Annotated in this window: 10 protein-coding genes; 8 read left to right on the top strand and 2 right to left on the bottom strand. The window is 55.9% G+C overall.

Translation table 11 applies throughout. The features are described 5' to 3' along the window. The first annotated feature begins 52 nt into the window (after positions 1 to 52). The 5 genes from IB279_RS25495 (at position 53) to IB279_RS25515 (ending at position 7066) form a co-directional block, all read left to right on the top strand. The gene (locus tag IB279_RS25495) at positions 53 to 1849 is read left to right on the top strand and encodes a site-specific integrase (RefSeq protein ID WP_192339931.1); all 1797 of its coding nucleotides are present in this window, start codon (positions 53 to 55) and stop codon (positions 1847 to 1849) included. A 259-nt stretch (positions 1850 to 2108) separates the two neighbouring features. Further along, positions 2109 to 4136 (top strand): N-6 DNA methylase, encoded by a 2028-nt coding sequence (locus IB279_RS25500; protein WP_192339934.1) that lies wholly within the window; start codon positions 2109 to 2111, stop codon positions 4134 to 4136. Beyond that, on the top strand, positions 4133 to 5536 hold the full coding sequence (locus IB279_RS25505) for a restriction endonuclease subunit S (RefSeq protein ID WP_192339936.1): 1404 nt from the start codon (positions 4133 to 4135) through the stop codon (positions 5534 to 5536). The genes IB279_RS25500 and IB279_RS25505 overlap by 4 nt, the downstream gene beginning before the upstream one ends. Next, the gene (locus tag IB279_RS25510) at positions 5536 to 6333 is read left to right on the top strand and encodes a hypothetical protein (RefSeq protein ID WP_192339938.1); all 798 of its coding nucleotides are present in this window, start codon (positions 5536 to 5538) and stop codon (positions 6331 to 6333) included. Before IB279_RS25505 ends, IB279_RS25510 begins: the two co-directional genes overlap by 1 nt. Positions 6334 to 6508: 175 nt before the next feature. After that, positions 6509 to 7066: a recombinase family protein gene (locus IB279_RS25515; protein ID WP_192339940.1), complete on the top strand. Its 558-nt coding sequence runs from the start codon at positions 6509 to 6511 to the stop codon at positions 7064 to 7066. A gap of 248 nt (positions 7067 to 7314) precedes the next feature. On the opposite strand, the gene IB279_RS25520 is transcribed toward IB279_RS25515, so the two are convergent. Both IB279_RS25520 and IB279_RS25525 read right to left on the bottom strand, forming a co-directional pair. After that, positions 7315 to 7863 carry a GNAT family N-acetyltransferase gene (locus IB279_RS25520; protein ID WP_192339942.1) on the bottom strand — a complete coding sequence of 183 codons (549 nt, stop codon included), beginning with the start codon at positions 7861 to 7863 and terminating at the stop codon, positions 7315 to 7317. A 172-nt stretch (positions 7864 to 8035) separates the two neighbouring features. After that, positions 8036 to 8476 carry an NUDIX domain-containing protein gene (locus IB279_RS25525; protein WP_192339944.1) on the bottom strand — a complete coding sequence of 147 codons (441 nt, stop codon included), beginning with the start codon at positions 8474 to 8476 and terminating at the stop codon, positions 8036 to 8038. Positions 8477 to 8564: 88 nt separating this feature from the next. Here IB279_RS25525 and IB279_RS25530 point away from each other — a divergent pair, with 88 nt between their 5' ends. From IB279_RS25530 to IB279_RS25540, 3 genes are all read left to right on the top strand, one after another. Continuing rightward, positions 8565 to 8972 carry a transposase gene (locus IB279_RS25530; RefSeq protein WP_246802101.1) on the top strand — a complete coding sequence of 136 codons (408 nt, stop codon included), beginning with the start codon at positions 8565 to 8567 and terminating at the stop codon, positions 8970 to 8972. Further along, complete coding sequence (gene tnpB, locus IB279_RS25535) at positions 8969 to 9313, top strand: IS66 family insertion sequence element accessory protein TnpB (RefSeq protein ID WP_003537853.1); 345 nt, start codon at positions 8969 to 8971, stop codon at positions 9311 to 9313. Before IB279_RS25530 ends, tnpB begins: the two co-directional genes overlap by 4 nt. A gap of 75 nt (positions 9314 to 9388) precedes the next feature. Continuing rightward, positions 9389 to 11008, top strand: coding sequence for an IS66 family transposase (locus IB279_RS25540; protein ID WP_113189390.1), 1620 nt, complete (start codon positions 9389 to 9391; stop codon positions 11006 to 11008). The last annotated feature ends 266 nt before the right edge of the window (positions 11009 to 11274 follow it).

Below are 11274 nucleotides of genomic sequence, written 5' to 3' on the forward strand. Positions count from 1 at the left end.
CGCAGGGCTGCCTTCTGTCGTCTGCTGCTACACAAACGTGTTACACACAGGCATGGACGACATGACAAAACCGCCAGGTCTCGTGACCAGAGGTCGCATTTGGTATTATCGGGCTCGCGTGCCTAAAGATCTTATTCGCGCTTATAAGGAGCGCGAGAAGTGGATCAGTCTAGAAACTCCTGACTACCGCGAAGCGCTTACCCGATTTCACATCGTTGCGGCCGAAAAGCAGGCCGAATACGAGGCGATGCGTCAGCGGCGAGAGCGGTTTGCCGGGCTGAAAAAGACGGATTCGGATAAGTCGGAGACGTTCAGCGTTGATCGGGAGGAGGCGATAGCGATTGCTAGGGCCTACCTCGCAGAGCGGCTTTCTACAGTTGAGAGCAGGAAGACGGCGCGGCAATATGGCGAAGCGGCGGGCGACATCCGGATCGAACTAAGTGCAGAGTTAGGGGGATTGCGCGACCCAGATGATGATCCCGTTGCTTATAACACGGTTTATCAAGAAGCCCGTGCGCTGCTAAAGAGCCAGGGCTACCAAGTTCAGACGCGACAGAGGCTAGACGGTGGCTTTCTCGACCTTGTTCGGAGAGCGTTGGCCGCTTCGTACGCAATCGAAATTGAGCGTCTAGACGGCAATTTTGACGATGATCCAAGGGATGCCCTGTTTCGTGGATTTTCAGAGGCGGAATATCCCACAGCGGCGACTGTCAACCGTCGCTTGAACGTCCAAGAAAGCGTCGACAAATTCTGGAAAGATGAGATCACCGTCGAACCAAAGGCTGCGAAGACGCTTGTGAAGTATAAGGCGGGATTTGAACTCCTCGTCCGGTTCCTTGGGGGGGAGACGCTAATCAGCAGGGTGTCGAGAGATAAACTGCTGCAATATCGCGATGCCGTCTCTCGGTTGCCGTCGAATTACTCAAAGAGATTTGAGGCCACGGATAGCTTTGAACACATGGTGGCCGAGACCGAGCGCCTTCGACTGCCTTTGATGAAATTCAAAACGCAAGAGATGTACGTTGTCCTTATGACGCGGCTATTCAAGTGGGCCGCGAACAACGGTTTCATTTCAAATCAGATTGCCTTGGATATCAGACCCCGGGGACTGAAAGTTCCCGACGCCCACAAGCGCCGAAGCTTCACCATCGACGAGTTGAATGCCATATTCCAAGCGCCCGTATATACTGGTTGCTTGGACGATGAACGAGGATATGCAAAGCCGGGACCTCTGATTATCAAACGAAGCCGATACTGGGTGCCACTGATTGCACTCTTCACCGGCATGAGGCTGGGCGAGATACTTCAGCTTCGAGTGGACAACATTCGAAAGAGTAGGCTGGGCACACCTTTCTTTTTCCTGACTGAAGATCTGGCGGAGGACGACGAGGACAAGGACTTCGACGGAATGGAGTTGAAAACGTTCGCAAGCAGAAGAGAAGTTCCCATGCACTCTTTGCTAATTGATGCCGGTTTTTTGGAGTTCGTTCATCGTGCTCGAAAGGCGGGCCGAGCAGAACTTTTCCCGGAGGTCCCTAAGGCAGCCGATGGCAAGAAAAGCACCCTTTTTTCTAAGCGGTTTTCTCGGTTCCTAATGAAAGCTGGCGTAAAGCCTGATGGAAGCGGAAACTGCTTCCACATGTTTCGCCACACGTTGCGAGACGCATTGCGGCGGGCGCATGTCTCCGAGGAAATCGCGGATGCCGTTCAAGGATGGTCCCGAGATCAGAAAACCGGGCGTTCATACGGGGAGGGATTTGAAGCAGATACGCTTGCAGTCCATTGGGAGAAGCTGTCGCTGCCCGACTTTAGGACTGAACATCTTACGTCTCCGCGCCCTACAAGGTAGGAATGGGCACTGATGGCATGATTATCAGAGTTTCTGTCGGTATTTCGTGTACATATTTTCGCACAGGTTGCGCATAGCGCTTTTGCTGCTGCACCGCGCATTTGTTCACAGAAACGAGCTCCCCGCCCTCTAAATGCCGATCTGACGCCGTGGCAAATTCGTTCTTGTTGCGCTGAGCCACCGTGCGCTACAAGGCGTCCCAAACCAGTTTGCAGATGCGCAACGCTTCCGTGCAATACTTGTGCGGAGAAAGCAGGTCATGAGCTCGAAAACTATCGCGGAATTCAACGAATTTGTTCTCTTTTCTGAAGGCGAGAACCAGGCACTCGACGCCAGAGTTGTCAAAAGGGAGCCGAAGGGAAAGTGGGCAGAATACGTTAACTGCCTGATACGTGAAAGAGAGGTTCAGCTCAAACCAGAGGAACGTACCCGGCAGCTATGGCTTTCGCGCCTGATCCATAAGTTAGGCTACAATCCGTCTCGAATTGCGGTTGAGTATCCGATTACTTTTGGACGGGATACTTCAAAGCGAGCCGACATCGTTGTGTTCGATGAGCACCGGCCCACAGTCCCCTACATCATCATTGAGGTGAAGCAAAAGAAGTACAAGGACGGGAAGGAGCAACTACGATCCTATGCCCATGCGACTGGCGCACCGTTGGCAGTGTGGAGCGACGGCGTGCTGGCCGAAGTATGGCATCGTAAGAACCCAAACTACTTCATGCCGATCCACGAGCTGCCCCGCGCGGATCAGACTATCGAGCAAGTCGTTGATCAGCCCTGGACCATCCAGACCTTGATCGACCTTGAAGATGAACGGGTGAAGGAGGGAAAATTTGCTCGATCCCTGCGTGACCTTATCGAGGACATGGAAGACGAGGTGCTTGCCAACGCAGGGGTCGATGTCTTTGAAGAAGTCTTCAAGCTGATCTTCACAAAGCTGTATGACGAGATGAGCTCGCACCGCCGCGGGACTGCACTCCGGTTCCGAAACCAGAACACCGCGGCTCAGCTAAAGGTGGCGATCCAAAACCTTTTCGACGATGCCAAAAGAAAATGGCCAGGAGTATTCCTCGACGAGGAACGCATACGACTGTCGCCTGATCATCTGCAAGTCTGCGTGGGCTCCCTTGAGGAGTGGAAACTCTTCAATTCCAACCTCGATGTAATCGACGACGCATTCGAATATTTGGTTTCAAAATCGTCGAAGGGCGAAAAGGGCCAGTTTTTTACACCCCGCTGGGTGATCGATATGTGCGTCAGGATGGTCAACCCGAAAGAGGGTGAGACTGTTATTGACACGGCGTGCGGCTCAGCCGGCTTCACCGTGCACAGCATGTTCCACGTCTGGCGGCAGATCATCAAAGATATGGGAAAAGGGGAAAGCCACCTTTTCACGATGGACGAAAAACCGGCACGGTGCATCGACTACGTCCGTGAAAATGTCTTCGCCGTCGACTTCGATGAGAAGAGCGTCCGTGTCTCGCGCTGCCTGAACCTCATCGCCGGCGATGGGGAGACTAACGTCCTGCATCTCAACACGCTCGACTGGACTAAGTGGGACGAGACAGTGAAGCAAGACGATTGGCTGGATACCTACGGCAATGGCTGGCGGCGGTTGCGCAAGCTGCGCGAGAACCCACGCCAGCACGATTACCGAAGCTTTGGCTTTGACGTGCTGATGGCCAACCCGCCCTTCGCAGGCGATATTAAGCAGTCCGACATGCTTTCGCCCTTTGATCTCGCTCATAAGAAGGACGGGAAGCTGGAAAAAGCTGTCGCGAGAGACTTGTTGTTCATCGAGCGCAACCTCGATTTTCTTCGTCCCGGCGGACGGATGGCAGTTGTTCTCCCGCAGGGCCGGTTTAACAACTCATCGGATAAACGGCTACGCGACTTTATCATGGAGCGCTGCCGTATCCTCGCGGTTGTTGGATTGCATACTAACACGTTCAAACCGCATACTGGCACCAAGACAAGCGTGCTGTTTGTGCAGAAATGGAACGATGATCCGAACGCTGGACCGCTGTGCCCGAGGGTCGAGGATTACGACATCTTCTTTGGTACGCAGCAAGTGGAGAGCGTTGATAATTCTGGACGCAAGGTTTATCGGCGCAACTCCGACGGAACGTTTCTGCGCGACGCGCATGGCCATTTCATCGTCGAGCACGACTTGTTCAACCATGATGGCTTGACGCACGACGGCATAGCAGAAGCATTTGAGGAATTCGCCCGTAAGGAGGGTCTGAGTTTTTTTCGGGACGCCCCTTCGACCAAGGCCGCTTGACCGGTCTGTTGAAGGGGCTTGATGCTTCGATCCTGCCAATTTCCCGGATGGTAGAACTGAACCCTGGTTTTCGGATAGACGCGGAATTCTTTGCCCGCCCTGCGATGGAAGCTCTGGAAGGAATTAGACGTTCCCGCCATCAGCCACTTCGTGATCTATGCGCTCGAATTCAACATCCTGTTGAAGTAAAACGCGAATATGAAGACGATGGGCTCCTAACTGTAATGGCGAAGAACGTTCGGTCCAATCGGATCGAACTCTCCGATCCCCGCTTCATGCCTGAGGACTTGAGGGCCACAGTAGCGCGAAATCGACTTCGGAGTGGGGACGTCCTGGTGACGCGGACCGGCGCTAACTACGGTCAAAGCGCACCTTGGAAGGAAAACACTGAAGCATTTGCGTGCGCCGACATCCTTGTCATTCGTGAGCCTACCATTCCAAACGGCTACCTAAGTAGCTTCCTGGAATGTGCCAAAGGAAAGCCACTTATCTTGCGCGGCGGATATGGGGCCGGCCAGCCTCACATCGCCCCCCCATACCTTGCTGATATGCTTGTTCCTCGATTTGGCGTGCTAGAGGACAAGGTAGATCAGGTAATCGAGCGTTCGGTTCAGCTTGAAAGTGACGCGGCTGAAATTTCACGCGGGGCAGAGCAGATTTTGCTTTCCGCCCTCAATCTGATCGATTGGTTCCCGCCAGAACCGCTAGCTTTTACCGCACCCGCTTCGGCTGTGTTCGCCACCGGGCGGCTAGACGCTCAGTATTTTCGTCCGCTCTTTGCTGACGTCGAGGAACGCCTCAATGCCACTGGGCGGGCTGCGGAGCTTGGCTCGATACTGACTACCAACGCGAGAGGGCGGCAGCCAGTTTATGATGACGCTGGCTTGCCGGTAATTAACTCAAAGCATGTGCGAACGAACCGAGTGATCCTGAGCGACAATCGCACCGCAGTTGAGAACGGTTCGCCCGTCGTAATCGGTAATGGGGACGTTCTTCTCAACGGCACCGGGGTTGGGACGATCGGCCGCGCCGCTCCCTATCTACACACTAATCCAGCGTTGCCAGACAATCATGTAACTGTGCTTCGCACAGAGCGTCTTGACCCAGTCTATCTGGCTGTGTTCCTCAACAGCCCCCTTGGGCAGTGGCAGATTGAGCGTCACATCAGGGGGTCGTCTGGTCAAATCGAACTCTACCCCAACGACATCGCCCGTATCGTGATCTGGGACGCCCCCGATGAGGTTCAGCTATCCGTTCGGAGCGCAATCATGTCGGCGTTCCAAAGCGAGCGGCGTGCGAAACAACTACTAGAGGCGGCCAAGCAGGCGGTGGAAGTCGCAATCGAAAACGGGGAACAAGCCGCTATGGCATTTCTTGCCCAGGCAGAAGAGACGATCTGATGGCCCTACCACCTCACGCGCAAGAGTGGATGAAGAAAGCCGAGATCGATTACATCGGTCCGTTCGTGAAGGCGTGGGCCGCTTTTAATGCCTGGTATCGGCACGATAGCGGTCAGAATAGCGAACGAGCGATGCTGGACTTTGTAGTACGGAACCACAACAGCCGTTTACGTCGACATGTCTTGCCCTTGCTAAGCAACGGGAACGTTACGGCGGAAGCTGAGCGCCTGAAACTTGCCATTTGCGATTTGCAGCAGAGATTGGACGCAATTCAGTTCGAGGTGCGCCCAAAAGGCAGGCTAGAGCGTGTTTCGCTTCGCGAGGTCTGCATCCGACCACTAGTCAATTTCCAGAACGATGAACTAGTTCGGAACGGCCAGAGATACGCTGCTGCAAAAATACAAGGAGGACACTATCAGATTACTGTGACTTCAACTAGAACGGGGAATGTAAAATTCCAGTATGTTCAGGCTCAGTACGACGCGAATGAAATGTACGCACACCCTGACTTCAACAACAACCTGTCGCAGCCGCAGAGAACCGCTTTGAGGCAATTTTACGATGCCTGCAATCCTCGCCCGATGGCTGATCTTGTGCTTGGCGGCGGGCCGGTACTCGATGTCGCGATTATGCAGTTTCAATGCTTGCCTCAAGACTTACTAGCAGGGCTGGTGGAAACGCTCTACGCAATGCGGAACGCTCTGTTACATGGGGAGGTTGACCCGGACCCGCAGGTGCTGAGCTGTTATGAGCCAGCCTACCGGATTGTTATGGTCTTTCTGGCTCGCGTTGCGTGAGTTGGACGATCGGAACGCGCTGGTAAGCTCGCGAGCTATCCCCGGTTCTCATATCACCTTGCCCGAGTGAGACACCATTCATCCATGCCGCCTCTGTCTCATTGGAATTAGCTCTTGAGTTTTTGAGAGACTTTCTCATTGTGTCTATGAGGCATATGAGAACCAGAGGCTTAAAATGATCATTGGCTACGCAAGAACCTCAACTGCGGAACAGGAGGCCGGCCTGCAAGCCCAATTGCGGGATCTTGATGCAACTGGTTGCACCAAAATATTCAGTGAACAGGTTTCTTCGGTTGGAGAGCGGCAGCAGTTAAAGGCGGCGCTAGACTTTGTCCGGGAGGGAGATACGCTGTGTGTGACGAAGCTCGACCGGCTGGCTCGCTCAACGGCGCATTTGCTTTCGCTAGTCGAGCAGATGGAAAAAAAAGATGTCGCCCTGCGCATATTAGATTTTGGCGGGGGCGCTGTGGATACGAAGTCTCCCTCCGGAAAAATGCTTCTCACCGTGTTCGCAGCTATGGCCGAGTTTGAACGAAGCATAATGTTAGTTCGACAGCGGGAAGGGATTGCTGCGGCGAAGGCTGCAGGGAAATACAGAGGTCGTATACCGACCGCTCGGCGGAAGGAAATGGAAGTTCGGGAGTTGAAAGCGGTCGGGCTAGGCGCCAGCGAAATCGCTCGCCGGCTTAGTATCGGTCGAGCTTCCGTCTACCGCATCCTGAACGACAGTTGAAGCGACGCTGTATATGCTGCTTCTGGGAGTGGCTTGGGTTTTCGGAGTAACAATTCCCCGATCCCTAGCTAACAGAGGACGTGGAGCGGCGGAGCTTTGAACAGGCAACCCGCGTTTAAAAGTTTAGCCGCGGATTGCTGCGCTTACACCATGTTCCGCCCCAGGCGTCTGAAATGCGCGAAGTTAGGTAGCAAATGCCACCAGGCCTGAAATGGCGTCCTGACTACCTGGGCCTTCCATCGGCGGTCTTAGCGAACCTTGGAATACAGGAAAGCGTCCCTTGGCTCATTCGACAAATTTGGATGGAAGAGGTACCGCCGAAGCAACGCTTCCTGGGTCATGCCAGCTTTTTCCATCACACGTGCCGAGGCCGCGTTCATGACATCACAAGCTGCCTCCGTGCGATAGATCATTGGATGTGACAGGGCATGCTTGACCGCCCAATGTACCACTTCGCTCGCAACGCCCTGTCCCCAGCGGTCCTTGCGGATGAGCCAGCCGTAGGAAACTCTTGCCCCGACCAAACGCGCATCGATTCTCCCGACAAGTTCGCTTGGCGCGTCTCGTAGGCAGATTACCGCCGGAAACGTGGCCCCGCCTTCCCACTCCCGATGGGAGCGTTCCGCAGCTTCTCGCGTCTGTGAAAGGTCGGTATGCGGACGCCAGGTGAGATACTTCGTCACCTCCAGGTCCGTCGCCCAACCCGCGAAGATGGCGTTGGCATCAGACGGTTGAATCCGCCTCACGAGAAACCGATCCGTGTAGAATTCCTCTGGGAGGCGATACGCCGAGTCCATTCCATGATCCTTGAATACTTGATCGCGCTCTTGTCAGCGCCACCACAGCGTATTGCGTTGCGGCGCAACATACATGATTTTTCATGTTCCGCGCCGATGCCTTAAACACTCGATGTTGTGTTGTCGGAGATGTCCAAACCATCGTTAAGCCGACAGAGAGAGTGGCGGAAGGTCAGTAAGCGAATAGCGCCGAAACAGGATAAGGGAGCGCGAGGGATGGCATGCCGTCCTTGGCGAAATATCGTAGCGACTTCGTCTCGGTATCCGTCCACGCGCCTCTGCCTTGAAGCACCTGGCATTTGAACAGTGTCACCACGTATTCGACGGAATGACCATTCGGGTAGGTGTACCTAAACTCACGGCCGCCGAAGACGCCTAGAATGCTGGTTGAGGACACCGCGAATCCAGTCTCTTCCGCCACTTCGCGAACGACCGCTTCCTGCGGCGTCTCGCCAGGCTCGATTGCACCTGCAGGCAGGCTCCACCCTTCCCCGGAAGCCTTCTCTTGCAGGAGCAGATTGCCCGCGTGGTCATGAATGACGGCGGCAACCCCTGGGAGCAGAAGTAAACGGTTTCCGATCAAACCGCGAAGCTCCATTACATAGGATGTCATCCAGATGCTTTCTTTTAAGGTCGAGCTTGAGTGTAAGCGCGTAGGGACCCCCACGTATCATTTGGCGCGCTGATCGGGGATTTTCTGCATGAGTCATGCGGAGAATCCTATGAGCGACAGTGTGAATCAGCCACGAACATTCGAGGTTTTGACGGCGGCGCCGGTGCGGGCGCGACGCAAGCCGCGCGACTGGCCGGACGAGGAGAAGGAGCGCCTGATTGCCGAGACGTTGTTGCCTGGAGCCAATGTCTCGGCAATTGCGCGTGCTGAGGGATTGGATCCCTCGCAGCTTTACGGGTGGCGCCGCAAGGCGCTGTCATCGGGGATGGTTGCGCCCCTGACGGAAGCCGCGAAGACGGAGGTCAAGTTCGCGCGCGTTGAGCCGGTGGCAAGTTCTACGGTGGAAATCGTCATCGGTGATGTCGTGGTGCGCGTCGCCGGCGATATCGAGTCGGATCACCTGGCGAAGATACTCCGGGCGGTCCGCAAGGCATGATCGCGTCCGGCGTCGTCGTTTACGTGTCGTGCCAGCCGGTCGACTTCCGCAAAGGTGCGGCATCCTTGATGGCTCTGGTCAGAGATGGCGGTCTCGACCCGTTCAACGGAGCGCTTTATGTGTTCCGGTCGAAACGGGCGGACCGCGTTCGCATCGTCTGGTGGGATGGCAGCGGCGTCTGCCTCTATTCGAAAACGCTCGAGGAGCAGAGCTTTTGCTGGCCGGGCATATCGGCCGCCCGGATACGCCTGGACCATTCGCAATTAATGGCGCTTCTAGCCGGTCTGGATTGGAAAAAGATCCGGCCAACCAAGGTCAGGCGGCCGTTGCTAACGGGCTGAACAGGACTGCGGCAAGATGAATCATGCTGCTGTAATGATTGGGAAAGCGGCTATTTTTGTGCTCTACATGACCCCATGGATTTGCCCCTTAGCGACCTGCCGGACGACGTTGATGCGCTGAAAGCGATGGTCCTCGCGCTGGCGCGCGAACAGGCTGAGAAGGAGGCCCGGCTGAAGGCGGCCGAGGCTGAGATCGCGCGGTTGGAGGCGGTTGAGAAGAGCGCCAACGAGCGGATTGCCAACCTGACCTTGATCATGAAGGTTTTGCAGCGCACGCAAAATGGCAAGCGCTCTGAGCGGCTCCGCCTCGGGGTCAACGACGAGCAGGTCTCCTTTGCTTTCGAAGAGGTCGAAACCGGCCTATCGGCAATCCGCAGCGAACTCGACCGCGCGGCCAAAGACAAGCCGAAGCGCGCGCCGCGTCCGCGCAAAGGTTTTGCCGCCCATCTCGAGCGCATCGAGGAGGTCATCGAGCCGGAAATCCCGGCCGGATGCGAGGGGCTGGCAAAGGTTCTGATCGGAGAGGACCGCTCGGAGCGGCTGGACGTCGTGCCGCCGAAGTTCAGGGTCATCGTGACGCGTCGCCCTAAGTACGCTTTCCGGGGCAGCGATGGCGTGGTCCAGGCCCTGGCGCCGGCACACATCATCGAAGGCGGCCTGCCGACGGAACGGCTGCTCGCCTATATCGCCGTTTCCAAATACGCCGATGGTCTTCCTCTTTATCGGCAGGAAGCGATCTATTTGCGTGATGGCGTCGAGATCAGCCGATCGCTGATGGCCCAATGGATGGGGCATCTGGGCTTCGAACTGCAGATGCTGGCCGATTATATCCTGGAGAGGGTCAAGGAGGGCGAAAGGATCTTTGCCGACGAGACGACCCTGCCCACTCTTGCGCCCGGTTCGGGCAAAACCACCAAGGCCTGGCTTTGGGCTTACGCACGCGACGACCGCCCCTATGGCGGAACCAGTCCGCCGATGGTGGCCTATCGTTTTGAAGACAGCAGAGGCGCGGATTGCGTGACGCGTCATCTCGCCGGATTCACCGGCATCCTGCAAGTGGATGGCTACTCGGCCTATACCAGTCTCGCCAAGACGCGGGCGAAAACCGGCAGCAACGAAACGGTCCAGCTTGCAGGATGTTGGGCACATCTACGGCGCAAGTTTTATGACCTGCACATCAGCGGAGTCTCGCAGGCCGCCACAGACACTGTCCTGGCAATGACCGAGCTCTGGCGCATCGAAGATGAGGTTCGTGGCAAGGATGCCGACAGCCGCTCCACCCTTCGTCAGCGAAGATCCGCAGCCATTGTCACCAATCTCTTCGATCTTTGGGAAAGAGAGCTCGGCAAGGTCTCCGGGAAGTCCAAGACCGCCGAGGCGATCCGCTATGCTCTCACTCGGCGCGAGGCGCTGGAGCGCTTTTTAACGGACGGTCGCATCGAGATCGACTCCAACATTGTCGAACGCGCGATCAGGCCCCAGACGATTACGAGGAAGAATAGTCTATTCGCCGGAAGCGAAGGTGGCGGACGGACCTGGGCGACGGTGGCCACCCTCTTGCAGACCTGCAAAATGAATGGCGTCGATCCGCTCGACTGGCTCTCGCAGACCTTGACCCGCATCGCTCAAGGCTGGCCCGCATCCGAAATCGAAGCCCTCATGCCCTGGAACTTCAGGTCAGACGCCGTCAGCTAAGCGCTTACGCTTGAGTCTGCGGGTAGAGAAACACTTAGGCAAGAGTAATGGCGAGTGGGTCGCAGTCTTGTCCCCCGGCGCTTTGAGTCGATCAGCATATTACCAATAGAAATCAGAGCTGTAGATGGCGTTGGGTGGTTGACCTTGCCCCGTTGAAATAATCCATTTTGAAGTAAGCTCTGGCCCATTGAGAGGACCAGGGAATGAAGCGCAACCGTTTCACAGACGAACAGATCATCGTCATTTTGAAGGAGCACGAGGCTGGC

Origin of the sequence: Ensifer sp. ENS06, assembly GCF_014852205.1 — a bacterium.
In the GTDB taxonomy this organism is placed as follows: Bacteria; Pseudomonadota; Alphaproteobacteria; order Rhizobiales; family Rhizobiaceae; genus Ensifer; species Ensifer adhaerens.